Source organism: Variovorax sp. PBL-H6 (assembly GCF_901827155.1).
Taxonomy (GTDB): Bacteria; Pseudomonadota; Gammaproteobacteria; order Burkholderiales; family Burkholderiaceae_C; genus Variovorax.
The window spans coordinates 669,468-693,244 of sequence record NZ_LR594660.1; the positions used below are offsets into that span (position 1 = coordinate 669,468).

General features: G+C 61.9%; 27 protein-coding genes. 19 read left to right on the forward strand and 8 right to left on the reverse strand.

Annotated features, from left to right (window positions below):
• Positions 1 to 175 precede the first annotated feature (175 nt).
• The gene (locus G3W89_RS31570; RefSeq protein ID WP_162570776.1) at positions 176 to 1,000 is read right to left on the reverse strand and encodes an AAA family ATPase; all 825 of its coding nucleotides are present in this window, start codon (positions 998 to 1,000) and stop codon (positions 176 to 178) included.
• A 692-nt stretch (positions 1,001 to 1,692) separates the two neighbouring features.
• A complete protein-coding gene (locus G3W89_RS31575) occupies positions 1,693 to 2,124 on the reverse strand; it encodes a hypothetical protein (protein ID WP_162570775.1) in 432 nt (143 codons plus the stop codon).
• Positions 2,125 to 2,352: 228 nt separating this feature from the next.
• Here G3W89_RS31575 and G3W89_RS31580 point away from each other — a divergent pair, with 228 nt between their 5' ends.
• On the forward strand, positions 2,353 to 2,868 hold the full coding sequence (locus tag G3W89_RS31580) for a hypothetical protein (RefSeq protein ID WP_162570774.1): 516 nt from the start codon (positions 2,353 to 2,355) through the stop codon (positions 2,866 to 2,868).
• An 11-nt stretch (positions 2,869 to 2,879) separates the two neighbouring features.
• On the forward strand, positions 2,880 to 3,212 hold the full coding sequence (locus G3W89_RS31585) for a hypothetical protein (RefSeq protein ID WP_068677317.1): 333 nt from the start codon (positions 2,880 to 2,882) through the stop codon (positions 3,210 to 3,212).
• A gap of 45 nt (positions 3,213 to 3,257) precedes the next feature.
• On the opposite strand, the gene G3W89_RS31590 is transcribed toward G3W89_RS31585, so the two are convergent.
• Positions 3,258 to 4,004 (reverse strand): hypothetical protein, encoded by a 747-nt coding sequence (locus G3W89_RS31590; RefSeq protein WP_162570773.1) that lies wholly within the window; start codon positions 4,002 to 4,004, stop codon positions 3,258 to 3,260.
• A gap of 138 nt (positions 4,005 to 4,142) precedes the next feature.
• Here G3W89_RS31590 and G3W89_RS31595 point away from each other — a divergent pair, with 138 nt between their 5' ends.
• Positions 4,143 to 4,688, forward strand: a complete 546-nt coding sequence (locus tag G3W89_RS31595; RefSeq protein WP_162577748.1) for a hypothetical protein — start codon at positions 4,143 to 4,145, stop codon at positions 4,686 to 4,688.
• Between the two features lie 119 nt (positions 4,689 to 4,807).
• Here G3W89_RS31595 and G3W89_RS31600 read toward each other — a convergent pair whose 3' ends face one another.
• Positions 4,808 to 5,467 carry an HD domain-containing protein gene (locus tag G3W89_RS31600; protein ID WP_162570771.1) on the reverse strand — a complete coding sequence of 220 codons (660 nt, stop codon included), beginning with the start codon at positions 5,465 to 5,467 and terminating at the stop codon, positions 4,808 to 4,810.
• A 271-nt stretch (positions 5,468 to 5,738) separates the two neighbouring features.
• Between G3W89_RS31600 and G3W89_RS31605 the strand changes: the two genes are divergently transcribed.
• The 8 genes from G3W89_RS31605 to G3W89_RS31640 all read left to right on the forward strand — a co-directional run bounded on the left by G3W89_RS31605 (position 5,739) and on the right by G3W89_RS31640 (position 12,709).
• Entirely contained in the window at positions 5,739 to 7,478 is a 1,740-nt protein-coding gene (locus G3W89_RS31605; RefSeq protein ID WP_162570770.1) for a phosphoadenosine phosphosulfate reductase domain-containing protein, read from the forward strand.
• A 50-nt stretch (positions 7,479 to 7,528) separates the two neighbouring features.
• The gene (locus G3W89_RS31610) at positions 7,529 to 8,137 is read left to right on the forward strand and encodes a hypothetical protein (RefSeq protein WP_146039499.1); all 609 of its coding nucleotides are present in this window, start codon (positions 7,529 to 7,531) and stop codon (positions 8,135 to 8,137) included.
• Between the two features lie 199 nt (positions 8,138 to 8,336).
• A complete protein-coding gene (locus G3W89_RS31615; protein WP_068677305.1) occupies positions 8,337 to 8,828 on the forward strand; it encodes a hypothetical protein in 492 nt (163 codons plus the stop codon).
• A gap of 133 nt (positions 8,829 to 8,961) precedes the next feature.
• Entirely contained in the window at positions 8,962 to 10,209 is a 1,248-nt protein-coding gene (locus G3W89_RS31620) for a cation:proton antiporter (protein WP_068677303.1), read from the forward strand.
• Positions 10,210 to 10,373: 164 nt separating this feature from the next.
• Positions 10,374 to 11,027 (forward strand): phosphopantothenoylcysteine decarboxylase, encoded by a 654-nt coding sequence (locus G3W89_RS31625; RefSeq protein ID WP_068677301.1) that lies wholly within the window; start codon positions 10,374 to 10,376, stop codon positions 11,025 to 11,027.
• On the forward strand, positions 11,020 to 11,946 hold the full coding sequence (argC, locus tag G3W89_RS31630) for an N-acetyl-gamma-glutamyl-phosphate reductase (protein WP_068677299.1): 927 nt from the start codon (positions 11,020 to 11,022) through the stop codon (positions 11,944 to 11,946). Before G3W89_RS31625 ends, argC begins: the two co-directional genes overlap by 8 nt.
• Positions 11,947 to 12,085: 139 nt before the next feature.
• Positions 12,086 to 12,436, forward strand: a complete 351-nt coding sequence (locus G3W89_RS31635) for a hypothetical protein (RefSeq protein ID WP_068677297.1) — start codon at positions 12,086 to 12,088, stop codon at positions 12,434 to 12,436.
• Between the two features lie 54 nt (positions 12,437 to 12,490).
• On the forward strand, positions 12,491 to 12,709 hold the full coding sequence (locus tag G3W89_RS31640) for a hypothetical protein (RefSeq protein ID WP_068677295.1): 219 nt from the start codon (positions 12,491 to 12,493) through the stop codon (positions 12,707 to 12,709).
• A 57-nt stretch (positions 12,710 to 12,766) separates the two neighbouring features.
• Here the strand turns inward: G3W89_RS31640 and G3W89_RS31645 are convergent, their stop codons facing one another.
• The 3 genes from G3W89_RS31645 to G3W89_RS31655 all read right to left on the reverse strand — a co-directional run bounded on the left by G3W89_RS31645 (position 12,767) and on the right by G3W89_RS31655 (position 16,811).
• Positions 12,767 to 13,087, reverse strand: a complete 321-nt coding sequence (locus G3W89_RS31645; RefSeq protein WP_068677293.1) for a hypothetical protein — start codon at positions 13,085 to 13,087, stop codon at positions 12,767 to 12,769.
• 76 nt (positions 13,088 to 13,163) lie between these two features.
• Positions 13,164 to 14,906, reverse strand: a complete 1,743-nt coding sequence (locus G3W89_RS31650; protein ID WP_232076909.1) for a M30 family zinc metallopeptidase — start codon at positions 14,904 to 14,906, stop codon at positions 13,164 to 13,166.
• Between the two features lie 159 nt (positions 14,907 to 15,065).
• Positions 15,066 to 16,811 carry a cache domain-containing protein gene (locus tag G3W89_RS31655; protein WP_068677290.1) on the reverse strand — a complete coding sequence of 582 codons (1,746 nt, stop codon included), beginning with the start codon at positions 16,809 to 16,811 and terminating at the stop codon, positions 15,066 to 15,068.
• A 221-nt stretch (positions 16,812 to 17,032) separates the two neighbouring features.
• Here G3W89_RS31655 and G3W89_RS31660 point away from each other — a divergent pair, with 221 nt between their 5' ends.
• Entirely contained in the window at positions 17,033 to 17,329 is a 297-nt protein-coding gene (locus tag G3W89_RS31660; RefSeq protein ID WP_102906933.1) for a hypothetical protein, read from the forward strand.
• 222 nt (positions 17,330 to 17,551) lie between these two features.
• Positions 17,552 to 18,322, forward strand: a complete 771-nt coding sequence (locus tag G3W89_RS31665; protein ID WP_162570769.1) for a metallophosphoesterase — start codon at positions 17,552 to 17,554, stop codon at positions 18,320 to 18,322.
• A gap of 519 nt (positions 18,323 to 18,841) precedes the next feature.
• Here the strand turns inward: G3W89_RS31665 and G3W89_RS31670 are convergent.
• On the reverse strand, positions 18,842 to 19,201 hold the full coding sequence (locus G3W89_RS31670; protein WP_068677282.1) for a hypothetical protein: 360 nt from the start codon (positions 19,199 to 19,201) through the stop codon (positions 18,842 to 18,844).
• A 167-nt stretch (positions 19,202 to 19,368) separates the two neighbouring features.
• Between G3W89_RS31670 and G3W89_RS31675 the strand changes: the two genes are divergently transcribed.
• From G3W89_RS31675 to G3W89_RS31700, 6 genes are all read left to right on the forward strand, one after another.
• The gene (locus G3W89_RS31675; RefSeq protein WP_068677280.1) at positions 19,369 to 20,622 is read left to right on the forward strand and encodes an MSS51 C-terminal domain-containing protein; all 1,254 of its coding nucleotides are present in this window, start codon (positions 19,369 to 19,371) and stop codon (positions 20,620 to 20,622) included.
• Between the two features lie 59 nt (positions 20,623 to 20,681).
• A complete protein-coding gene (locus G3W89_RS31680) occupies positions 20,682 to 20,888 on the forward strand; it encodes a hypothetical protein (RefSeq protein ID WP_068677278.1) in 207 nt (68 codons plus the stop codon).
• A 118-nt stretch (positions 20,889 to 21,006) separates the two neighbouring features.
• Complete coding sequence (locus G3W89_RS31685) at positions 21,007 to 21,567, forward strand: hypothetical protein (protein WP_068677276.1); 561 nt, start codon at positions 21,007 to 21,009, stop codon at positions 21,565 to 21,567.
• 51 nt (positions 21,568 to 21,618) lie between these two features.
• Complete coding sequence (locus G3W89_RS31690; protein WP_162570768.1) at positions 21,619 to 22,254, forward strand: hypothetical protein; 636 nt, start codon at positions 21,619 to 21,621, stop codon at positions 22,252 to 22,254.
• A gap of 76 nt (positions 22,255 to 22,330) precedes the next feature.
• Positions 22,331 to 22,717, forward strand: coding sequence for a hypothetical protein (locus tag G3W89_RS31695; protein WP_162570767.1), 387 nt, complete (start codon positions 22,331 to 22,333; stop codon positions 22,715 to 22,717).
• Between the two features lie 112 nt (positions 22,718 to 22,829).
• A complete protein-coding gene (locus tag G3W89_RS31700; RefSeq protein WP_162570766.1) occupies positions 22,830 to 23,369 on the forward strand; it encodes a hypothetical protein in 540 nt (179 codons plus the stop codon).
• The last annotated feature ends 408 nt before the right edge of the window (positions 23,370 to 23,777 follow it).

Sequence of the window (23,777 nt, forward strand, 5' to 3'; positions counted from 1 at the left end):
TTTTAGAATTTAGCAATAGCTTTTAGCTTCTCTACAACAACCAAGCCCCTGAAACCAACCACCTCCCTGCCCCACGCTTTAGGGCGCCCAACACGCCCGCAACACCACTGGCTGCGCCGCCACGCATCACTCGCAAACGAAGAAAACGCCGGCTCGGCCGGCGTTCGTTTGAATGTTAAGCAGTGGGCTCGGCGCTCAAGCCGCGCGCCTTTGCAAGTAGTGCGTCCTTAGCTTTAGCTAGCGCGCCAAGCGTGAATTCAACGTAGTTCGCGCCGGAAATGCCCAGCGCAAAAACCGAATGCGTGGCCACGATGATTTGAAAGCTCGCCGTAGAGCGCTCCTGGGCAAACGCATGCCACAGCTGTGATTGCCACTCAATCGAGAAGTTGCTCTCCGGTTCGTCGAGCAGAATGCTCGGTTGCCCGGGCTCGATGGACGCGGCCATTCTCCGCTCAATCAATTCCAGCTTGGGCTTCCAGACACTGTTCAGGTTGCCGGCGCCCACCTTTCGGACGATATCCGTCGGCATCTTGGCTTTCCCCGCCAGGATAGCGAGGGCCCTATTGATGCGCTGGACCGACACCTGGCCGTGGCTGGCCTCGCGTTCCGAAAGCTTCGACATGATGCCCTCCCTCAGAAAGTCGTCATCGAAGGAGCCCCCACTGACGCCAATTTGCTTCCGGCTGTCGACGAACACCGCGGGCTGCCCGTCGTGTGTCACCTTGAGCCCGATGCCGTCCACGGCCGCCTTTTGGAACGGTGCCTCGATGGTCGAGCGCAGCGACTCCTCTGTGATGGCGGATACCCCACCTTGTGTGGCGCACATCGTGTCGCTGAGGATGCGCAGGACTGTGGTCTTGCCGCAACCGTTGGGGCCGAAAAGAATGTTCAGGCCCGGCTTGAAGTCAAGCTTCTTGCGTCCAGCAAAAAATGGAAGCTGGGCCGCGTAGCCGAACAGCGGGGACCTTTTGAGGCCGGTGAACGAAATAGATGTGTACATGTCTCGGTTTTCAGAGTTTGCCTGCTTGGTCTAGCAATCGGGGCCTGGCCGCACAGGCCCGGTGCGGCGGCGCGCCCGCATGCAACGACCAACGCGGCGGCCCTTGAAGATGCGCCCTCGCGCGCAGCCAGGGGTAAGAATCCGCCGCGGCCCGCAGTCGAGCTAGTCAGCAGCCGGGTCCGGCGTCGCAAGCAGCATCTCGGCCAGGTCGAGCGCTTTCCGTGCCGCATGGCGCGGCCTTCGTAGATGCGGACCTGCGCCCGCTTGCGAGCAATGAGGGATGCCGCGGCCTCTTCCTTGGTCGGGCAGGCGTACCGCTTGTTGGCAGACAGCCGAACGAACTTCGGCGCGCCGTGAACATCTAGCCAGACGCCCCTCGCAGTTTGCTTGGTCACCAGGAACTCTCGACAGAGGATGTCCACTCGACCTTCCCCGATTGGGTTATCGAACTCGTCGAGCGATGGCGCATAGCGGACATCTTCGTATCGGTAGAAGACGTCGAAGCTCGAGGCCCGGCTGGCGGCAAAGGTGGTTGGGGCTTTCATGGGCGCCTATAGCAAGGCTCCTTTAGCGCTTCATTTGGCCAAGCTCTGACGCCCCGGGGCGGCGGTGTTGTTCGCCTCCCGTTCCATTTCCTCGAAAGAAAGGGCCTCCGTGCGTACGCAGGAGGCCCTGGAATGACGTGTGGGCTTTCAGCGCTTGTAGTAGCGCGCACCTTCGGCTGATTGCGGGTAGTTGCTGGCTTGTCGAGCGCGGTGGGAGGAAATCCGACCGGTCGCGGTTCCTTCGCCGCCGAATCGAGGAATTCCCTCGAAATTCGGGGATGAGGAGACGAACCGGCTCATTGAGGAGCCAAGGAGAGCGTACCGAACTACGCCCGCGCCAAAGCTCGACACGAACCGCGAGATATCCTTCACGCGCTTGTCAACTTCCGGGTCAGCGACGGGCACGCCCAACCTTGCCAGGGTTCTGGCAAGTGACAAAGCGCTGAGGCGAGCCGATTCTGCGGGAAGCGGAAGCTGCACTCCAACCCCGTCAGCTCCCTTCACGAGTTTTGTGCCGCGAGGGAGGGCCTGGAAGCCCGTCGTGGTGGCGTCGATGGGGGAACGTTTGATATCGGGCATGAGAGCGTCCTATTCTGTTGAGTTGACCTTCCGCGTTTTGCGACGGCCCCGCCCAGGACCCCAAATGGGCGGCTTAGCGCCGGCGGCTAACTTGAAGACAAGCCCGGCGGCACGCCCCGAGGGCAGGTGTACCTCGGCGCCTTCGCCAACGTCCCTCCTCACAAATGTGGATTGACGTCGCGAAAGCGGCGTGTATTGTCAGCTCGGCACAGAAATCGGGGCAAAACAATGCGAACATCCTCTCCTCTCGCGTACGCACAGGCAACACGCATCTGGTTCATCGCTTTGGTGCTGTCGGTCCTCGCTGGCTGTGCAGACATCCGCCTGGTAGGGACCTACGACAAGCAAATCGATGACGGCGTCACCGCACTGCAAAAGAGCACCGAGACGTACCTGGTCAAGCTGACGTCCGGACCGGGGGACAAAGCGCTGCCGTACAAGGGCAACGAAGCGTTCTACGGCGAGACCAAGGTGGCTGTCAGTTCCTTGCGCGTGCGCGCAGACGCCACGTCCCGGAACAGCCTGACAGTCCGGCAGCTCGACACATTGCAGACTAACTACGACCTTTTCCAGAAGATGCACCAGGACGGCATTTCGAAAGCTGAAATTCCGCTCGTCCGGGACGGGTTCAACTCTCAGTTCACGGCAATCTTGACCTTCGAACTCGCGAAGCGTCGCACAGAGAATCCAGATGAATCGAAGGCGGTCGCGCCCCCAACGCCCGCCAAAACACCTGCGAAGTAAGGAGCTACGAAATGAGCGGCATTGACGTCGACCAGCTTGGAGCTGACATCGTCAGCGGCTTCAAAGGCGCGGTAGGGGCAAAGTGGCCTGCAGTGCGAGAGTACTTCGAGGCCGAGTCAAAAGTGCTGGCGCAGCGGCTTGCGACCATCGCCAAGCTTCGCATCGAGGGAAAAATCTCGGAGCAACGAGCGAAAGAGCTGGTTCAGTTTCAAAAGAACTCATTTGAGACAGTCCTTCTCGCAGTCGAAGGGCTGACCCAGCTCATCATTGAGGACGCGCTCAACGCCGGCTTGAAGGCCGTCAGAACTGCGATAAACACCGCGATAGGGTTCGCACTTCTCTAGCGGCTGCCGCGCCGCCGGCCAGTTGCGGAAACCGTAGGGCTTTCGTCACGACTGCCGGCGCGCGAACGGAGCCCCGAGCGCCCGGGGCACCTCTCCATCGCACATCGTGTTGTTGCGTGCGTACTCCGCGGGTGAGTCGATTTGCCGGTGCGCAGCTTTTACCCCATCGAACCGGCTCTTGCCCCACGGCAGCCACTGGCTTTTGAGGTTCTCGGTGAACGCGACCCGCAGCTCGCCCGGCGTTCCGTAGAAAACGCGGTTTCCGAAGGAGCGGCTCAGCGCGGCCTTGAGCTCGTCAGCTACCCTCTCCGCGTGAGCCTGGTTCGCCTTTACATGGCGAAGCTCGTGTTCCGCAATCTCCCAGAATGCGCAGGTGCCCTTCGGGAACTCCTTGGCCACCGTCACACGTTGGGGCCCCACCTGAACCTGCACCTTCACCTTTGGTCTGGCGCAAGCCAGTCCGGTTGCTCGGTCGACCAAGGTTTGTCCTTCCCAGCTCGACGACAACTGAAAGTTGGCTTGGGTGAGCCCTAACGTGATGTGAGCCGCGCCGCCCAGAGGCGCCTTTCGCGTGAGCTCCTGAGCGCCCATGCCAAATTCGTAGACGACCTCGCTGGGCAGCGAATCCACGATGACCGCGCCGAGCCCCAGCCGCCGCTCGCACTCGACCTTGAAGCGCTCGGGAGGCTCGGGCTGGGCTTGCGCGGATAGCCCGGAGGCAGCGAGGATTGCTGCGGCAAGCAGGCGAACGCACAGATTTGGCGCCGACAGGGGCGCGTACGATGAAGGCACGGCGGACAGGAAGAGCTACGGGACTACGTCTAGGCATGCGCGCGTTCTGTGCCCGGCAGGCGGGCGCGCGCTGTGGCTACACGGAGGTAGGTCAACTACTCACACAAAGCAACGATGAAGCTCCAGAAACATCCCCCGGTGAACAAGATTTCGGTTTCGGACGCTTTCCGGGTACGCGTCTTCAACATCGCCCAGGAAGTGCACTACATGTTCCAGGCTCACAGCGAGGCCCGTGGCGGCCATCCCGTCGAGTTCAGCTGCCACATGTACGACTCGGCGTCGTGCGACTACGCGGCGTACATTGACGTGGAGACCATCCCAACCGATAGCCACGGCCACCGCCGCTGCTGCGCAACGGGCAATACGCTCGACGAGCTGGTTTCGAACCTGGACCTCGCCCACAGGCCGTCGGAGCTCGCCGAGCTGCGCATGCTATTGGCAACGCGAAGCCTCACCAACAAGAAGCAGCCCATCGGCGACCTGGTTCTCTACGAACCCTCAGCCGAGCAGCGTGAACGCCATGCCGCGGCGCGTGCCCGCTTTGTCAAGGAACACCTTGAGAAGGAGAAAGCGGCAATGACGCAGCGCACGTCCATCGCCATCGAAGCCGCAGCGGAACACGTCGCCGCAGCTGCGAAGTTTGGCATCCGGCGAGATTTGGCACCGAACTTCGACAGAATCTGACAGCCTATAGGCCTTGATTGCGAAAGGACCCCCTCAACGAGGCGGGTCCTTTTCTTTGACTGCCCCGGACGAAAATGCCCTGCAACCAGAAGGTCGCAGGGCATCAAAATCAGCCGAGCTTAGGCGGCGTATTGCTTGTGCATCGCGCGAACCATCGAAATCTGCGTCCGCAACAGAAGCTTCGCATTCTCGTACGCCAGCTCTTGCTGGCAGAAGCGGCGCCGAGCAATCTTAATCATGGGAAGAATCTCTTCCTCCGCTTCCTGCACATAACTGAGCTGCTTCTCAGGCGGCCAGGCCTCGCCCATCGTGTTCTGGTTATTTCCGCGGTCTGCCGGCTTCGCGATGCTGGCCGTTCGGGACCTCGCCAGGCCGGCTTTATACTCCGCCGGCGTCTTCTTGACCCCGTCAACTACCTTGCTGATGGCTTCGACGCCATCAGCGACTTCGGAGCCGAATCGACTCACGAATTCGTTGTAGCGAAGGTTCCCGTCCTCCATGGCGTCATGCAGCAATGTCACCGCGATGGTCTCGATGGGCTTGATGAGGTCCGGCAGCGTCATGACGTACATCGTCGCTTCCACCGGGTGGATGATGTACGGGCCGCCGGTGCCTTTTCGAATCTGGTCCGCATGGACCTCAATCGAGCACTCGAGCGCGTCAACGGCAAGGTACCAGGAGGGGTCGACCTTGCCGGCGCCCAGGAGGCGCGAGCGCAGGATTGAGACGTACTTCTTGGTGTGGGCCTTCGCGGCAGCTAGCGTGTTGGTTTCGGACATGAGTACCTTTCTGAGTTGTTCTCTTACCTTCGCCGTCTAGCGAACCCTTCGCCGTGCGGCTGACGTGTGCCCAAACTCGGGCGCCCTTCGCGCCAGGCGTGAACTTCTGACGACAGCCGCAGGTGCAAATTTAGGGCCCCTGATGCATCGTAGTCATATTCGTTTTAAACTGATAGCTTATAGAAGGGGCAAGGCGAATCACCCCTCTAAAACATTACTTTTTGAGAGCGAGCACCGCATGCGTGAGGGAGAGGTATCCCAGGTCGAGCTGATGGCCAAAGACGTTGAGTTCGTGATTCGTGGATTGCTGGAGGAAGGCCGTGCGGTGTTGGTCGCCTTTTCGAGCGGAAAGGATTCATCGCTGGTCTTGGCGCTGGCCCTAAACGCAGCCCTCGCCCTAAAGCGGTCCGGCGGCGATGTGCCACCAATCCTGATTACGCACGGGGATACCGGCATTGAGAACCCAACAATTTCTGCGCTGGCAATGCGAGAAATGGAAAAGGCCAGGCAATTTGGCCTTGCGCACGGTATCACCGTGGTCGCGGAGGTCGCACGACCGTCGCTCAACGACTCCTGGGCCGTCTCCGTCCTCTCCGGGCGCAAGCTGCCCACCTTCGCCAATGCGGCATCCCGCGACTGCACGGTCGGCTACAAGGTGCTCCCGATGGCCCGCCTTCGAAAGAAGTTGCTCGCCCGATTCAAGAAGCACGCTGCCGCGGCGGTCACACTGCTCGGCACCCGCTTTGAGGAGTCGACGGGCAGAGCTGCCCGGATGGAGGAACGAGGCGAGTCAGCGACGCGCCCCTGGTCGAAGAATGGCCAGTTGTTCCTCAGTCCAATCGCGTTCTGGACTACTGATGACGTCTGGGAGGCCTTGGGCCATATACGCAGGGGCGCTCTTGAAGCGTTCACCAACGCGCGAGACGTCTTCGAGGTCTACGCCGCTGGCGGGGGTTCATCGTGCGCTGTAGTGGCCGACATGGCAACAGAAGGGGTCAAGAAGTCACGCGCCTGCGGAGCGAGGTTCGGGTGCTCCCTGTGCGCGGCCGTTGGGCGCGACAAGTCGCTGGAAGCGATGATTGAATCGGACCCGGGCTACGCCTGGCTGCGTGGCTTGAATCGGATTCAGCGGTTCATCGTCGACACGCAGTACGACTTCGACCGCAGAAGTTGGCTGCAGCGCCAGTCCGATGGGAACGGGTTCCTTGTCGTCAAGCCGGACACCTACTCGCCGGCCATGCTTGCGGAGCTCCTACGCTACTGCCTCACGGCCGATGCCGAAGAGCGGGTGGCAGCGCGCCGCGTCGGCTCAAGTCCGCGGTTCCAGCTGGTATCTCCCTCTGCAGTGGTGGCAATCGACGCGAGTTGGGGCCTGCAGGGCCAGTTTGAGCGGCCATTTACAGCGGTGGAGATTTGGCTCGACGTGCATGTGCGTGGACGCCGGTACCATCCCCCTGAGAATCTGGTCGCCTTCCCGCCCCGCGGCGTACCGAAGGAGCGCTTTCTATGGGTGGGCACGGACTGGGGAGCCGGCGAGAACCTGGACTTTCTAGGGCTGCGGGACGTTGTACGAGAGATGGTGCACCAGGATGGCACCCCTAACACGACGCTCAAAAACGGGCGCCAAGTCCTGCGCGCCCACGAGGCGGAACTCTTTGACGTTGACGAGGAAGCGGCTGAGGAGTTTCTTACCTGGGAAGCCGAGCACAAGGTTGAGCAGTCCAGGCGCCTGGACCTTGCGGGGACCGCCTCCTATTTCTACTACGCCGGCCTGGGGCTCATCTCGACCTCCAAGCGGCACCTGGGCATGCTCGACGAGGTCGTGCGCAGAACCAACTGGAAGCGGGACATCGGCCTGTGCGGTTCGGGCGCCGCGGCCAAGGCAAAGGCGCTCTCCATTTCCCGCGAGAAGCGCGACGAACACCTTTCCGAAGCAGCCCGGGGCGCGAAATCCTCGGTCCCCGACCGCTCCCTACACGAGCAAGGCCAACTTAAAATCAACCCGTCATGAACTTCATCTCTCGCCCTCGTGGCGTCAAGCACGGCAAGCGCGCCCGCGCTGTGAGCAAGAAGGTCTTCCAGACCCACCTCGGCGACGTGCCGCTCGATATGACGGCGCTCAACAAGGTCCTCGAGGAGCGCGTCAACGGACCTGTCTGGAATCCTGGCGATGTGCTGCTCGTCGACACCATCGTGCCCGAGGGCTCTGCGGAAAGCATGCGTGCGTGGCTCGCCACGTTTGGAATCCGCAAGGCCGACTTTGTCGATGCCGGCACGCTCAATGCGTGCGAAGGCTCCACTTTCCACGAGGACTCGCAGGCCTACGGGAATGAGTTTTTCTGTATACAGTGGCTCGAGCACACCGACCCCTGGGACCTGGTGTTCCCCGAATCAGGCATCCGGATTCCGCTTTCGAGGGGTTCCACCGTCCTTTTCGACCCCGCGAACGTCCACGGCGTCGTAGGGCGGGGATGCTCGCAGTTTGACGAGCCTTCGCTCGGCGACTACGGGGTGCAGGCATTTTCGTCGCTGAATCTGAAATCCAACCCGAAGCTCATGCGGCTCTTCGATGTCGCCTGGCTGAAGGACAGCCACGATACCCTGGACCTGACCTGGAATGAGCCGCCGCGTCGCGTTTGTCACCTGACTGGCGCGGCGGTCTCCTGTTAGCTTTCTCAAGCAGCGCACACCCGTGCGCTGCTTTTACTCCACTGAAGGCTCCCGTGGCCGGGGCCGCCTAAGAAACCCCGGAACCGGTCGGTGTGGCGGCGCTCGAATTGGTAACGCCCTGGAAGTTTTTGCCAATTTGGCGTGGCGTTGCCGGCGCCCGTTGCTACACGAGAAAGTTCCTCAACCAGCAAAAGGCCATATGCCCGATATCCACAGCTACGCCGACGTCATCGTCGCAAACGTGTACCACCTGCTGCCGAAAGGGACCGACCAGGCCTATGCAGTCAGCATTCGCATGGATTTCAACAACTACCAGACGGACAAGGAGCTTCCGACAGTTGGTGGCTACCTGCACCTCGCATGCCACGCCCCGGCCAACTACATGTCGGTTTTCGCCGCGCTGACGAAGCGCCCAATCGCACGCTATGACGAGCTGGACTGGGCCCACGTGTGCTCCCATGACAGCGCTTGGCGCGACGACGGAATTCGGGCCACGATGCGCGAAACGTTCCGGACGCTCCATTGGCACGCCGAGAGCTACCTAAACTGCTCGCAGGAGAGCTTGTCGGTCCACCTCGGAATCGAAGACATGGCCCTAAGCCTGGTGCACGAGCTTCTAGCTCCCGCGACGCTCCGGTTAGACCGCAGCCGTCTCGACGTAGCTGGCTTCATCAAAAAGGTCCCGGGCTGACGCACTCCGCCCCTTCAATCTCATTCATCGTCCCGCCTTGTGCGGGATTTTTTTATCGTACAGCGCACGCTCGTTGCACAAAGCTTCGTCCCTATAGGTCGTGGAAACTTCCTTCTGACCAAGCGCCATTTCCATGACCGCCTTCCAAGGAGCAGGACTCCTCTTCACCGTCATCTCCGTCTTCGGTGTCATCAACCATCGATACCTGAAGCTGCCCGACACTCTGGGCATCACGGCAGTTGGATTGATGCTTTGCCTTGGCCTGTCCATTCTTGGGACGGGCCACCCTGAGATGGTGGCTCAGGCTCAGAAGCTGGTGACCCAGATTGACTTCTCAGAGGTAGTCTTCCACGGCTTGCTCTCCTTGCTTTTGTTTGCAGGGGCGCTTCACGTCGACGTCTCGCGCCTGCGTGCCCACAGGGCTCCCGTCTTTCTACTGGCGACGGTCGGAGTCGTCATCTCCACGGCCGTAGTCGGGTTCGGCCTTTACTTGGTCGCAAGCCTGTTCGGTAGCCCCATCAGCTTGTTGTGGTGCCTCGTGTTCGGTGCCCTCATCTCTCCGACTGACCCGATTGCTGTGTTGAGCGTGTTGAAGAGCGCTGGTGCGCCGCCGGCACTGGAGTCAAAAATCGCGGGCGAGGCTCTCTTCAACGACGGCACAGCTGTCGTGACGTTCGTAACGCTGCTCGGCCTCGCGGCCGGCACAACACATTTCTCGTTGGGTGAGGTTGCAGTGACGCTCGCACGCGAGGTCATCGGTGCCCTGCTCCTAGGAGTGGCTGTGGGATACGGAGCCTCCTTGATGGTCTCCCGCGTGGAGAGCTACCCGGTCGAAATCCTCATCACCCTCGCTGTTGCCACGGCCGGCTACAGCCTTGCCGAGCTCCTGCATGTTTCCGCGCCCCTGGCTGTGGTCATCATGGGGCTCGTGCTTGGCAGTCACGGTGCAACAAAAAGCATGACTGCAAAGACGCGTGAGCATCTGTTCAACTTCTGGTCCCTGTTGGATGAGCTGCTGAACCTGTTGCTTTTCGGGCTCATCGGGCTCCAGATGATTGCGGTGTCGCTCAAGGCAAATGTGGTCTACCTGGGCCTCGCCGCCATCCCGGTCGTTCTCACGGCGCGATTCCTCAGCGTTGCTGCACCTTTGTCGGCGCTGAGGGGCTTTCACGCCATGAGCCCTCACGCAGCCAAGGTGATGACCTGGGGTGGTCTGCGGGGCGGCATTTCGATTGCGTTGGCCCTCTCTCTGCCGGTGTTCGAAGGCCGCGACCTCATCATAGGCGTGACCTACATCGTCGTGGTCTTCAGCCTGCTGGTCCAGGCGACGACCCTCGGGCCGCTCGTCAAGCGGCTAGGGCGCTCCTGCTCCGGCGAGTAGTCAGCAAGCGAAGCGATGGCTCGGGCGTCGTTCTTGTTTAGGTCGACTCTAAAACGGTGCGAGCCTAAAACATCAATGCTATAATGGCTAAGCCGTGGCCTACGCGTGGGTTCTTTCCAAAGGGACCCTTTTTTAACACCCTGCCGCTTCCCCTAACACCATACATGACTATCCACATCTTCGGCGGCGGAACCATCATGCATGTCCGCAGCCACATGGCGCTATGTGCGCCGGCGAAGGGCGGAACGGCCAGGAAGCTTGCCGAACTCCTTAGAGGCAAAGGCGCCTCCTGCGAGCTCCACCTCACGGGCATGGCGGACCCTGACAGTTCGATGGATACCAACGACGACGTCGAGGCAGAGCTCCGCCGGGTCCTCGCGCTACCGGAGACACAGGCAATCGTGTTCAACGTTGCGCTCTGCGACATGAACGGCCAGATTGGTGACGTGAAGTCTGGCAAGTACGCCGAGCGCCTCCAAACCAGAAAGGTCCCGGAGGGCGGGCTCGTGATGAAATTGCGGCCAACCTCAAAGGTCTTGGGCCTCGTCAAAGAGCTGCGCCCGGACGTGTTGGCAGTTGGGTTCAAGACGACCGCGGGGCAGGCTCCGGAGGTGCAGGTGCAGCGTGCTGCTGTGATGGCGCAGCAGCATGGGCTGCCACTTGTGTTCGCCAACGACGTTGTGACGCGATACAACATGGTCATTCCCTTCCTGGCGGAGCCCGCCGGCGAGCCTTGGCCGCTTTACGCAGGCGACAACCGAGAATCGGCGCTCGGGCACCTGGCTGACCTCGTTCTGCTGGGCCTCAAACATGGCTAAGCCGCTCGTCGCTGTAGACGGCGCATCCGGGACCGTAGGGCTCACGCTTATGGCACGCCTCGCCGGCCGGGATGACATCGAGGTCACTCCCCTTGGCAGCAAAACGCCGGCCGACGAGAGACAGGCAGTCCTCGAGCGGGCGTCGGTAGCGGTGTTGTGCCTGCCCGAAGCAGCCGCGCGCGCCGCAGTCGCTTCCGCCCCGAAGGGGCTGCGCATCCTTGACGCCAGTCCAGCTCACCGAACCGCCGAGGGCTGGGTATACGGCCTGCCAGAGCTCTCCAAGGACCAGCCTGGCGCCATCCGACATGCCGACCGTGTGGCCAACCCGGGCTGCTACGCGACGGGGGCGATTTTGCTGCTTCGACCGTTCGCCAAGGAGCTGGCAGACGCCGATTACCCCGTCAGCGTCACCGCCGTGGGCGGGTATACGTCTGGTGGCAAGAAGATGATTGAAGCCTTCGCGGCGGACCCGTTCGGGTACCGACTGTACGGGCTCGACCTCAACCACCGGCACGTCCCGGAAATCGTGCGGTTCGCGCAGCTCAAGAGCACGCCAGTTTTCATGCCAGCCGTGGCAGGGTATGCCCGAGGAACCTTGGTGCAGGTGCCGCTGCACCTGACAGCCCTGGGGCTGCGCCTTGAAGAGGTCGTAGAGCGGCTGCAAGGCGCCTACAGGCTGACGCGTGTCCACGTCGACGTGGACACGGATACGCGCCACTTAGATGCCCGCTGCACGGGAACGAACGACGAAGATGGTGTTTTCGTTTCGGTTCATCCGAGCGTCGATAGTTCGTGCTTGGTGCTATCGGCCGCATTTGACAACCTCGGCAAAGGTGCTGCCGGCGCCGCCTTGAACAACGTACTCCTAATGCTTGGAAGCAGCCTCCCTTTCGCCGGGACCAACGGCCGCCGAAGCTGAAGGCCTGGCACCTTCGTGGAGGCTGGTTCGGTCGAATAGCTCGCAAACTAATGGGGCTCGCCACAGTGGGGGTTCTTGTGTTTAGCTACAGCATCCCTTCGCTAGCTACACCCTTCAGGTCATCAACTGAAGGAACCCCTTGAAATATCTTCGCACCCCTGGCGGCAATCTCCAGTTCATCCTCGAGTCGGACGACGACAAGGAACTGGTAGCAGACCTGCTCGAAACCCACGGTGGCGACGACGTGACGCTGCTCTCCTGGCTCTTGGAAGCAACCGGTTGGTCACCCAACGGGCACTTCGACCGCATCAACCCCGAGGATGTCGCCGCCCTTACAGATGCCCCCATGCTGGCAACAGATGTCGAATACCTCGACGACGGCTCGCGACGCGTACACGGCGACGTCTGGTGGTACCCCGACTACGCTGTTCGCAACTTTGGCGACGAGCTGCTGGCAACCGGCAAGACCCAGTTCACGCTGGCTGCCTAGGCCGACCGGAGGGCCGGCGCTCCACATACTCCAAGCAACTACCGAAGGAACACGATGCCAGCAAGTCAAACCGCTGCCGACAATCAAGGCGCGCTCTCTCCGCGCGCGAAGGCCTTAGGCCTCGACGTCGCAGGCACCTATTTCGACTACGACACGAAGATGCGCGAGCCGCGCATCCCGAGTACCGACGAAGCCTGGGAGGACGGAACACTCGGCCGGGACGCCCGCTACGCCCGCGTAGTCTCGCCGCAGGACGCTTACGGCCTCGGTTAACGACCAGCCCAGCTCATGATTAAAGGGGACCGCATCGCGGTCCCCTTTGTTTTGGAATCAATCAGGCTTCAGGGTCTCGAGCGAGTCGACCCGAAGGCGCGGCCCCACGGCCTTTGCCTCCCTTGCACGGGTCACCGTGCCGTGCACGCGGACTCGAGTGTTCTGCCGGCGGGCTGCCTCTTCGGGCGAAAGGCCCTCGAGCGCCCAAACGCCTGCATCCTTGGTGACGACAGCCGGCGTGTTGAACTCGGCCGTTCCCCGCAAAACGAGTTTTCCGGTGAGTTCGATGTGCTGGCCGACCGACGGTGCCGCGCAGGCCGACAGCGCAAGCGTACTCAGAAGCATGGAAGCAAGAGCGAAACGGGGATTTTTGAGCATTGGCGGTCCTAGTATGGGGCAGAAAAAAGCTGCTCCTTGGTGTAGGAGCAGCTTTGAAATCAGACCGTCGAGGGTCTTAGTTGACGATGACCGTCAGCGTCGTGCCTTGCGGGACGCGAATCGTCTCGTTGTACGTCCCGGTCGCGTGGTAGCGGGTGACAGGGAAGCTCGCCAGGGACTCCAGCTGTGCTGGAACCGCAGACGGCAAACCACGCTCGACTTCACCAAAGAAGGCTGGGTCAATGTCCACCAGGTTGAAGCCTTCTTCGCTACGAGCGGGCATCGTGTACTCAGGCACGCCCGAGCTCACCGGCACCAGACCAGCCGAGGCGGCCGAGAAGCGACGCAGTTCTTTGCCAATGCCCGAGCCAGCACGCTGAGCCTTGATGGCGGCGTCCAGGATGTCCGCAGAGTCCTCGATGCCCGTGCTGTTCAGCACCGACTTGAAGAAGCCGAGGCCAAACTGGCGATTCAGGAAGCCACCGAACGAGCCGGAGACCGCGTAGCTTTCGCAGGTTGCTGCCATCGGCGTCCAGTTCAGCAGGCTGCAGTTGTAGCTGCCGACACCGCGGTAGTTCAGGTAGGAGGGGAAGCGCACGTCACGAATTGCGTTGTGAGCCTCGTCCAGCTTGAAGCTGGCCCAGTCCTCCATCATCAGCGCAGACATTTCTTCGAGCCAGATGTCGAACGTGAATTCAACGCCCATCTGGACGCCGCGGCGGTAGAAGTTCTGCATGTGCATGCCTTCGTGCGCCAGGGCTGTCACGATTTGCTTGAGACCACGCTCGCCGTCCAGGTACATCGTTTCCGTGTCCATGTACAAGCTCAGGGACTCGTTGCTCATCGCCAGTTGCGGGTCGCCGTCCTTCTTGAAGTTGTTCAGCGCCCAGAAGTAGCCGCCGAGGCCGTAGGCCTGGTTGTTCTGGTCGAAGTTCACGAAGAAGATGTCAATCGGCTGTGCCGTGCCATCCAGGAGGAAGGATTCAGCGTGCGGGCCCCAAAGAGGGCCACCGACCTTCACCAACATGTCGTAGATGCCGCCGGTGCCTGCGAACGTGTCCCGCATGCGGGTCACGAGCGCGTCAGAGACGCGTGCCGGGGCCAGCTCCGAAGCTTCGACCCAGACGTTCACCATCGTGCCGTCGCCGGTCATCTTCTGGTCTGCCAGCCTGACGGTGCGCTGCGAGCGGTCGTTGAGGTACACGGTCCGCTGTTGGCCAACCGCATAGCCAGAAGCCTGCGAAGGCGCCGTCGGCGCAGTCAGCTTGGCTGCATACATCGACTTGGATGCCTTGCCGCCGAGCAGCTTTCCGAAGCCAGCGCGATTGAACTCGCTGATTTCAGCCTTCGCTGCGACGTCCACCTTGTTCGGCTCGACGTCGCCGATGACCGACTTGCTCAGAAGCTGGGTCTTGCCGCCGAGGTTGTAGATTTGCAGCGCCGGCATCGGCACCGCTTCAGCGGATTCGTTAGTGAACACCAGCGTCACCAATTGACCGTTCAGGCCTTTGATGGACACCGGAATGTCGACAGGAATCGTGGAGGTGTTCGAAGCCTGCCAGACGCCGGTACCCGAACCCCCGTAGGTGTTCTGGTCGACCGCGCCGCAGCCGGTGCAAGCAGCGACTAACGGCGAGTCGGTCGGTTGCGCGGGCGTTTGGGGCGCTTCCACGACGGGTGGCGTCGTGGGCGTTTCCGGGAAGGCCATCATGCCTCCACCGCCACCACCGCCACCGCCACCCCCGCAAGCGGTGAGTGCAACGGCAACAGCCAGGCCGGCGGCGAAGCCCAAGAGAGATTTCGTTCGATAACGGTACATGCGTCCTGTTTCCTTGTTCCGGCTGTGCCGGCTTTTCGTTGGCGACGCGAGGTCGCAAAAAATGTGGTTCCTTCGCGGTCTAGCAACCGCCCATGAAAAGGGGGTACGGGTCTAAAAGGAAGGTCTGCGAGGGACCTGACGGCCCGCTGCAACGACGCATTAAAGGGAGAGCAGTGCGCCGGGCTCGGTGACTCGTTCGTCGATTTGCATGTGGCGCACGTCTCGCACATGAGCAAGGAGCTGAGGCGCGCCGTCGACGGCCACCAGCGTCAGGCTGATGCTGACGGTGAATTCCGAGCCGTCTACGCGGCGCACGCGCCAAGTGAAATACACGGGTAGCCCTGAAAGCGCCGATTGCATCTTGCTCAGGGCCATCTCGCGCGAGAGCTGCCCATCCGGTTGCAGCCGAGGGGCGAGGTCCCAGGGGTCAAATCCGGCAAGCTCATCGGCGCGGCTCATGCGGAGCATCCGAAGCAGCTTCGGGTTCGCTTCCATCAACTTGCCGTCCCGAAACAGTGCGATGCCGTCATTGGCCTGCTCAAACAGGACGCCGTAGCGACGGGCGTATCGTTTTGCCTCGGTCTCGGCACGTCGAAGTTCCGTGATGTCGCAAACGATGCCGCATACCCGGACAATTTGACCCGCAGCGTCCTTGACGACCTGCCCCGATACGAAGAGGACATCAGCCCCGCCAAGGCTGCGCTCGATGCTCACGTCAAAACGAAATCCCTCTCGATTTCGGGTCGCCCACAGGAATCGTCGCAGGACGCGGCGCTTTTCCTCAGGCGCGAGGGCGCCAAGGAAGGCTTCAAGCGTTCTCCCCCAGGTCGGACCACGGTGGCCCGCAAGATTGGCGAGCTGGCGTGACCGATAGAACCGTCGGGGCTCGGTGCTGTAGTCGAATACGCCCTCGCGCAGCCCGCTTGCGGCAAGTTCGAAACGCTCCTCCTCGGCTCGCAGGCGGCGTAGCCAGGCAAAGATTGCGGCACACATGGCCCAAAAGAAGACCAGACCCACAGTGCAGAACAGGATGACGCCGCGCGTGACCTCTCGCCAGGCTTTGAACACCTGAATCCTGTCCAGCCCGACCGCCACGATAAGCGGATGGCCGGGAACACGGCTGTATGCCGCGAATTTGGCCCGACCGTCCTTGGCAACGCCCGCCGGAATGGTGAATGTGCCCTCGGCGCCGAACGAGCCCACAGGCAGGGTGGTTCCGGCAAGGTTGTCCCCGACCGTACTGGCGGTGTATGGCACACGTGTCAGCAAGATTCCCCGGTCGCTCACCAGGGAAAGGACCGTGTGGGGCCGGGTGGTCAACGAGCGATAGAAAGTCCGCACGTAGCGCAGGTCGACCAACGCCATGACCATGCCGCCAAACTTCCCCTTGTCGTCGTAAATCGCTTTGGAAATTGGCAGCACCCACTCGGTGCCATCGGGCGCCCGCCGCGGCTCTCCGATGTGGGTCCCGCGGTCCAGGGGCGTTTTCTTAAAGTAGGCGAGTGTTTCGCAGTCCTTGAAGTAGGCGTCAGGCGGGGTGACGCGCCCAGAACTTGCGACCACCTCGCCATTCGGGCCCACCGCCAGAAGGGTCGCAATGACGGCGTTATCGAGCACCTCGCGTGCGATGGCTTGATGCACCCTCGCGGGCGAGAGGGCGCGGTAGCCGCCCTCTGCGCGGATGGCCGAAGCCGAGGCGTGGAGCGTGTTCGTTACGTCCCGCAAGGAGGCCGACAGGTGACCGGAGAGGCTTTGGGCCACGAGCTGCCCTTCCCTGTATGCTTCTTCGATGGAGCGCTCACGGGAGGAACAGGCCGACCAGACGGCAAAGGCCACGGTGACACTGGTCACGACGAACGCCGACAGGGCCAAGACGTATTGAAGGGGAATTCGGCGGGCCAGCATTCGATATCTCAGGGGTTGCCTATGGGTTATCGGCGCGAGGACCGGAAGCTTTAGGCCGCCATCGCCGATGAGGCCCCTGCGGCTAACCCGGCGGTCACAAGTGCTGTCAGCGCTTGGTTTTCGGCGTCTCGCTTCCTACCGCGCATCATGGTCCCGCGAGGACAGGGGCGTTCGCTATAGGTGGCACGGACAACCTCCGTGCTTTGCACCAAGGAGATTTAATGCAAGTTCAGACCAACAGCCGCGCCCAACGACGCTTTCTCGATGCCGTCGCCATCCAGCGCCAAGTGGCAATCGCCAGGTCTCGCGCCACGGCCGTTAACGACGCTCGCGTTTCTGTTCAGCGTGGCCGCTTCCGCAAACACCACGCAATGGACTGTGGAAATACGAACTGCGGCCTGTGCAGCAATGCCCGCCGCAATCCGCACTCGAGTGGCCTTGCCCGGCTGACCCGTCAAGAGCGGGTGCATCTCGAGCAGCTGTCCGGCGGCGTTCGCGAGCTTTTTTCGGGCCACTAAGCAGGAAGTACTCCAACATTCAACACGGGGCACCTTTTGGTGCCCTTTTTCACGCCTGCCTCTCGCGCCCGCCCACGTCGCCTCCCCCACCCATCCTGGGTGATGGCGGTTTCACGCCTTTTTCAAGGCAAGCCTTGGCTTGCCTTTCGGTATGCCCGTGCGCCGAAGGGGCAGCAGGGGATAAGTCACGGCCCTACACGAGAGCTGATTCCCAGCTCGGCCATGAACCTTCAAATCCTCTCCGACCTCCATATGGACGGCGCAGCCTGGACGGCGCCGCTCACCGAAGCCGACGCTATCGTGGTGGCCGGCGACCTTTTCGACGATGGTGCACGCTCCGCCGTGTGGTGCGTCGAGCTTGCCCAGACTGCGGGGAAGCCCGTCTTCTTCGTGCCGGGGAACCATGATTTCTACGACGGGGTGATTTCGGAGCGCTTGCTGAACATGCACCGCATTGCGTGCGCAGGCGACGTCTACCTGCTGCACAACAAGTCCGTAGAGCTGCAGGGGGTGCGATTCGTCGGAACTCCGCTGTGGTCCGACTTTCAGATTGACGGCCCTGCGTCGTCCGTGCTGGCCAAGCATGCCGCCCAGGACCTCATGGGCGACTTTCAGTACATCCGCATCGGCGATGGGACGGGAAGCGCCAGGAACCTTCGCCCGAACGACGCAGTGCGGATGCATGAGCGAGGCCTGCGCGCGCTAGACCGCGGATTGACCAACGCCTACTCGGAGAAGGTGGTGGTCATAACGCACCACGCACCGTCCGTACGTTCGCTCACCCGGGGCTTCCGGTACTCACCACTCAACGGGGCCTATGCCTCTGACATGGACGAGTACGTGGGCAACTCGATGGCCAAGCTTTGGGTCCACGGCCACATGCACGCAACGCACGACTATATGGTCGGCTCGACACGCGTGCTCTGCAACCCACGCGGCGGCCCCCGTAGCCTCAACGTCGACTTCAACCCTGCCATGGTCGTCGAGGTTTAGGCAGTCATGCTCCGCAGCGAATACGCCCTCTACCTTTCGGACATCGGCCTGAGTAAAGACCAGCTCAGGGCGATTCGCTCTGCCCTCGCTATCAGCATGCGCGAAGCCCCTGACCCTTTCTCCGTCGGCTTCGACAGCGGGCTCAATCTGGTCTTCCAATTCCTCTCGGGAGGCTTAGCCGAGGCCTCGGAGTTCGAAGACGACTATTCGGGCTTACCGGCTCACGTGCAAGTCCCTGAGGCGCCGGGCGAGCATGCGCTTCAGCTCCCTGCACAGTGGCATTGGGCGGCTGAGCAAGCGGAACAGCTGGCAGGCGCGGTGCAAAGCCTCGCGCGGCCAACCTGGCATGAACTAGCTTGCCAAGCAGCCCGAGCAGAGGCAGAGCCGGAGCGCTTGTTTTGGGCCGGGCGAGCCTCGGCACTCACTGCAGTTGCAAGCGCGTTTTGGGGCCAAGCTCAACCATAGGCCGTTGCGCCCGAGCAAAAAAATGCTGCCCTCGGGGAGGGCAGCAGGAAAACATCAGCGGCGAGCGTAGCGAGCCTTGTTGAGGGTTCGATGCTTGTCAGAGCGCAAGTTGACCCAGACTGTCTTGACGACGCCCCCTGGCAGGAGCGCCATGACTAGGTCACGATACTCGTCCATTGGGCAGCGCCACAGTTGCTTGACAACGCGGCTATTTCGACCGTCGGGGCCGTCTTCCGCTTCCGTTTCGATGAGGGTTGCTTGCTCCGGGATAAAGGCATGGAGCAACGTCACCTTACCGTACCGGTCGCTGTTGGCTTCATTGAGGGCGTGCCTCGTGTACCTCAGAGGTCCACGGTGGCATGGCTCAGCCAGGCGCGCCGGCATAAAAACATCCTTGTGAAAAAGAGCGGTCATCAAAAGCTCCAGGGGGTTGTTCCTGAAGCGTTTAGCGAAGCCCCTTTAAATAGCTTCTGCGTACGAGGCTCCTCCGCCTCGCCCCTGTTGGGCGTAGCACCCCTTAACCCTGCCTCCGGCTAAAGGGCCTTGCTACAGGACCGAACGAGCACTTCCCTACGCTTCACATGCCCGCACACGTCCCCGCCCTTGACCACTCCACCTGGCGCCATCTCCTGCGCGAGGTGACGCAGGCCTCGCTTGGGCTGCGCCTGAAGCGCTTCCCGAAGGAATTTCTCCAGACCGTTCTCGTGGCGCCCGCCACGGTCGCCCGGTGGATTGCGCAGGAAGTACCCGCCTTGCTCGAGCGTCCGCATCTCCATGTCGTGATTGCTGGCGCCGCGAAGGGCCCGGACAGCCTGGACGAAGGTCGCTGGTACCAATACCTGCCCACGTTGCTTGGACGGCCAAAAATGACGGTGCGGGTCACGTTAGTCGGGCCGGAACTGAAGCAGGGGACAGAGAACGCGAGCATTCGCTCGGCAAACGAACGGTCCGGCATCATCACGAGCGCCGGAGCAGACGCTGTGAGCAACCTGCCTACGGCAGAGCTCGCCGCGGATGCTCTTTCAAGCTGGTGGGCGGAGCGCCCCCAGAGCGAGGCAACGCCCGACGTGTGCTTCGTGTTCCACCCCGGCATGGAAGCCTTCGGTGGCTCCTGGCTGTCGCGGGAGCAGGGCCTATTACCGTTGATGGACGCCGGCGTTCCAATCGGATTGGCCGCCTCTTGTGTTGAGGAGCTTTGGCACGACGAGTGGTTGGTACGCAAGTACGGCGCAGCCATGCGCGGTCTGGCACAGGCGAATCCTTTCGCGCTCGAAAGGGACAACGCCAGATTTGGAGGCCAATGGGCCGCCCTTACCTGGACGCTGGACCCCACCCTCGTACCCGCCGCAGATTTCAAGGCCATCAAGGCGGAGCTCGTTCGCTTCTACCTCGCGCTCGACCAAGCCAAGCCCGGCTTTTCCTCCTCGGGGAACGCCATCTTCGGATTCATCGGCGGTGTGGTCCCGATTCAAAACGTGGCCACCGATGAACGAGCCCGGTTGGTCGGCATGCCCGCCGGCGTGCTTCTGTGCCTGGAGTCCGGCCAACTGCTCGGCCAAAACACGGTCGGGCGCTTCGAGCTTGTGGAGCGCATTCCTGCAGTACCGCTCGACTTCCTGGCCGATTTCCCTGGCGAGGAGGCCCACCCGGTTGACAGGTTCATCTGGGCGTCCGAGAAGTTCCGGGGATACGTGGAGCCAGTGCTTTTGTCGAGTGCAAAGAGGGCACCAGAGACCTACTTCGACCTCTTCGGCTCCCCGTTGGAAGCAAGGAAAGGGTCGATGCCTGGCGACCCGGGCCCCGGCGGCATTTCCGACTCTATAGGCGAGGGCTAACTTTGAGCGCTGAGCTATACGTAGGGTAAACCCTTCCTCTACTACTTGGAGCAACCGTCATGCCCGTCTCGCACAGCCCGAAGTTCACTGATGATTTTGAGCGCCAGCTCGCTGCCCAGGCAGCCGCGCAAGGTGGCACGAAGGACGGCTACACGTTCAGCGACGCCTTCCACCTGTGCAAGGACGCGCTAACGACCGTAGTGCGTGTCGTGCAACGTCTGCGGGCAATCGCTCAAAGCCGGAAGGTCGGCTTCAACGTCGCCTGAGCGGCCGTAGCCCGACAGAGCCCTGCCGATGCAGGGCTTTTTGCTGGCCAGTGCCGATGCCAATCGCTCGTTTAAGCGCCGCGCGCTATTCAACAGCAACCCCTTTCGGAACTGAACGATGAAATCCCTTCTCCCCCTCGTCTTCGCCGTCGTCATCGCGTGCGGCATTCCAGTTGCGAATGCACAAGGCGGTCCGTCAGCAGGCCTCCTAAGCGCAGCGGCTGACGACTCGACGGCGTTCGAGCTCCTCACGCAGTCCCAGGTTGGCTTTTGGCGCGGCATGTCCCGCGAAGAGCTCGAGTCGCGGACGACGGCCAAGTCGCCTACGCATCGGGTGCTGAACCTAGGTGAGTTCGAGTTCTCGGTTCGGGGCGTCGATTTCGACCCCGAGCAGGGCCTCGTGGCCGCATCCCTTGAATATCGAAGCGATGACCCGGCAAAGATTGAAGCAGCCTACGAGGCCTACAAGCGAGCCCTTGGTGGCCTGAAACCCGACTACGTCCGCTCCGCGCCGAACGGCACGCCTGCGATTCCTGACCTCAAGTTCGAGATGATGGGCTGGAAATCCCCGGACGGCGCGGAGAGTGCGCTCGCGCGGCTTCACTCCTATGCAGGGAAGGCAAAGAGCAAGGGCGCTGTCGCCGCAGGCATCGTCACCTTCGCCCTTCGGCGTCGGTGACCGACGTAATTCAGGCAAGGCAGAATAAGGGGTCCAGTGCAACGACCCTTCATGCCCCACCAAACCGCCCCAGATGCCGACCAGCAGATTGACGAAGTAGCCAGCCGGCATGCAACTGCCGCAGCCTTCTTCGAGCACTGGCCCTCCTCCCTCACGCCAGCCGAGGCCACTCTGCGCGCTCAGCTGCAGTCCTTTGCGACGTTTGGTGCGATGCTGTATGTGTACGTGCTGCATCGGGGCAAGGTCTTCAAGGCGGCGCCCTACCCGAGAGATATCGCGCGAAATGCCGTGAAGAGGCAGTGCTTCTGCAACGCCGCCCAGCTTGCGACAGAGTTCCCCGACAGGTTTGTCTACGTCGAGGGCTATGCGCTATCTGCCATGGCGACAGCCCACGCCTGGTGTGTTACCCACGACGGAACCGTCGTCGACCCGACGTGGGAGAACCCGGAGGAGTGCGCCTATGTGGGCATACCCTTCGACCTGGACTTTGTCACGACGCGCGTACTCGAGACGGGCTACTGGGGCATCTTCGGCGAGATGCCGCAGCGTCAACTGCTTTTGCGCCCCGTCGAAGAAATGGTGCATCAACTGTGGAGAGAAGAGATAGCCGCACGCAAAAAATGGCCCGCGCTCGAGGCCGTTCTATCGGGGACGCCAGAGAAGAACGCCCGCAGCATCCGCCAGTAAGCAGGCTGTCAAGCCGCGACATGGGGCGAGCGGAGCCCTCCTGGCTACACGTCAAAGGACAACCACCCTTTGACCAATGAACCAAAATCCTCCGAACCTGGCCGAGTCCAACTTTCTGCAAATCTGGGAAGCGATTCGCGACGACGCGTTCTCGAAGCGCACCGCTGACTTGCTGGGGGCCCTCAATGGGCTCAAGGGCGCCGGCCCAGAAGCAATGCTGAGCCGTCTGCTGTGCTACATCTACGATATCGCTGTGTACCAGCTCGGCGCCGTGTACGGCGATTTGCTGCCTAGCGATGCAAACGCGCAGCACTTTTTCGTGGCCACACCGATGGGCTTCCCTGGCAGCACCGAGTTGATTCCATCCACGCGCACCGAGGATGAATCCTATGTTCTTGCTGCCAAGCACCTGGCGCTGATGGACAGATATTTAAGCGACTACGCGCAACGTCCGGCGTTGTAACAAGGAGCCCGGGCTACGCCTAGCATGCCTCATTCCGCGCCCTCCCTTTGGAGGGCGCTTTCCTTTGCCTCAGGCACAGAGAAAAGCTGAGCTCCAGGCGCTATACGCCTTCATGTCCTCTATTTTCCTGAAGCTTTGTGAACGCATGGGTCTGTCAGCACGAGCGCTACAAGCCCACGCCCCGGTGGTTGTCCCATTCCTGACCGGAGCGGGCGCGGGGCTGTCCGTCTTGTACGCATGCTTCTGGCTCAACGGCCTGCTCTCTTTCGGAAAACCTGTTTTCTGGGCAATCACCGGCTTGCTGTCGCTCTTCGTCCTTTCCGGTGCCGCCAACGTGACCTTTGCTCGCCGGGAGAATCGAGCCATGCAGCCCGCAGAGCGCGCCTGGTTCGCCGCAATGTCGGGTGCCGTGCCGGCGCTCCTCATCGTTGTCATCGCGCTCGCAATGTCCGCGGGTGCCGTAGTGCTGCGGCTCTTGGCCAAGGGAGACCCTACGGTAACGGCGCAGCCCCTTCAGCCGTTTCTGCTGTGGTGCCTGCTGGCTCTGGTTGTCCTCAGCCCCGCAATGGGCGGCCTGGGCTGGCTCGCGGTGTCGAAGCCGGTGCAAGCCTGGTTCGCAGAGTGCTTTCCGCCGAAGCCGAAGCGCAACTAGCCTGACCCCTCGCCCGTGCGCGCCGGGTGCTTCGTCGTGCACCTGCGGCAGCGCTGCTCCGCTAAATCCGGCACCTAGACGACCTGGGTGCGAGCTTGCCGACGTGGCGCCCCACCTGCGCGCTGACCGCCTGACGGCGCTCGCCTGAAATGCCTGAACAAACCTGCTTGCCGCTTGACGCAATGACCGCCCTACCCGCCCCCGCCACGACACTGCCCGCCATCTGCGCTTGTGACGCGGTACCCGCTGTGTGCCGGCCTCGCCCAGGTGAATTCCTTGCGCGAGGGAGGCGCCGCCGTCCTGACGGAACACCGTACATCGAGTTTAACCGGGGAGCGGGAATATGCGACGGCGACTTCGATTTCCTGAAGGGTGCGCTACTTGAACCCCGTGTGACGATTCTCAGCT

What these genes read in the sequence shown, in the direction of transcription:
- G3W89_RS31655 (WP_068677290.1), bottom strand. Translation starts at nt 16,811, where the DNA reads ATGCTGGCCCGCCGAATTCCCCTTCAATACGTCTTGGCCCTGTCGGCG.
- G3W89_RS31605 (WP_162570770.1), top strand. Translation starts at nt 5,739, where the DNA reads ATGGCCAAAGACGTTGAGTTCGTGATTCGTGGATTGCTGGAGGAAGGC.
- G3W89_RS31665 (WP_162570769.1), top strand. Translation starts at nt 17,552, where the DNA reads ATGAACCTTCAAATCCTCTCCGACCTCCATATGGACGGCGCAGCCTGG.
- G3W89_RS31650 (WP_232076909.1), bottom strand. Translation starts at nt 14,906, where the DNA reads ATGTACCGTTATCGAACGAAATCTCTCTTGGGCTTCGCCGCCGGCCTG.
- G3W89_RS31600 (WP_162570771.1), bottom strand. Translation starts at nt 5,467, where the DNA reads ATGTCCGAAACCAACACGCTAGCTGCCGCGAAGGCCCACACCAAGAAG.
- G3W89_RS31640 (WP_068677295.1), top strand. Translation starts at nt 12,491, where the DNA reads ATGCCAGCAAGTCAAACCGCTGCCGACAATCAAGGCGCGCTCTCTCCG.
- G3W89_RS31690 (WP_162570768.1), top strand. Translation starts at nt 21,619, where the DNA reads ATGCCCCACCAAACCGCCCCAGATGCCGACCAGCAGATTGACGAAGTA.
- G3W89_RS31570 (WP_162570776.1), bottom strand. Translation starts at nt 1,000, where the DNA reads ATGTACACATCTATTTCGTTCACCGGCCTCAAAAGGTCCCCGCTGTTC.
- G3W89_RS31675 (WP_068677280.1), top strand. Translation starts at nt 19,369, where the DNA reads ATGCCCGCACACGTCCCCGCCCTTGACCACTCCACCTGGCGCCATCTC.
- G3W89_RS31700 (WP_162570766.1), top strand. Translation starts at nt 22,830, where the DNA reads ATGTCCTCTATTTTCCTGAAGCTTTGTGAACGCATGGGTCTGTCAGCA.
- G3W89_RS31680 (WP_068677278.1), top strand. Translation starts at nt 20,682, where the DNA reads ATGCCCGTCTCGCACAGCCCGAAGTTCACTGATGATTTTGAGCGCCAG.
- G3W89_RS31615 (WP_068677305.1), top strand. Translation starts at nt 8,337, where the DNA reads ATGCCCGATATCCACAGCTACGCCGACGTCATCGTCGCAAACGTGTAC.
- G3W89_RS31585 (WP_068677317.1), top strand. Translation starts at nt 2,880, where the DNA reads ATGAGCGGCATTGACGTCGACCAGCTTGGAGCTGACATCGTCAGCGGC.
- argC (WP_068677299.1), top strand. Translation starts at nt 11,020, where the DNA reads ATGGCTAAGCCGCTCGTCGCTGTAGACGGCGCATCCGGGACCGTAGGG.
- G3W89_RS31620 (WP_068677303.1), top strand. Translation starts at nt 8,962, where the DNA reads ATGACCGCCTTCCAAGGAGCAGGACTCCTCTTCACCGTCATCTCCGTC.
- G3W89_RS31580 (WP_162570774.1), top strand. Translation starts at nt 2,353, where the DNA reads ATGCGAACATCCTCTCCTCTCGCGTACGCACAGGCAACACGCATCTGG.
- G3W89_RS31670 (WP_068677282.1), bottom strand. Translation starts at nt 19,201, where the DNA reads ATGACCGCTCTTTTTCACAAGGATGTTTTTATGCCGGCGCGCCTGGCT.
- G3W89_RS31625 (WP_068677301.1), top strand. Translation starts at nt 10,374, where the DNA reads ATGACTATCCACATCTTCGGCGGCGGAACCATCATGCATGTCCGCAGC.
- G3W89_RS31575 (WP_162570775.1), bottom strand. Translation starts at nt 2,124, where the DNA reads ATGCCCGATATCAAACGTTCCCCCATCGACGCCACCACGACGGGCTTC.
- G3W89_RS31685 (WP_068677276.1), top strand. Translation starts at nt 21,007, where the DNA reads ATGAAATCCCTTCTCCCCCTCGTCTTCGCCGTCGTCATCGCGTGCGGC.
- G3W89_RS31645 (WP_068677293.1), bottom strand. Translation starts at nt 13,087, where the DNA reads ATGCTCAAAAATCCCCGTTTCGCTCTTGCTTCCATGCTTCTGAGTACG.
- G3W89_RS31695 (WP_162570767.1), top strand. Translation starts at nt 22,331, where the DNA reads ATGAACCAAAATCCTCCGAACCTGGCCGAGTCCAACTTTCTGCAAATC.
- G3W89_RS31660 (WP_102906933.1), top strand. Translation starts at nt 17,033, where the DNA reads ATGCAAGTTCAGACCAACAGCCGCGCCCAACGACGCTTTCTCGATGCC.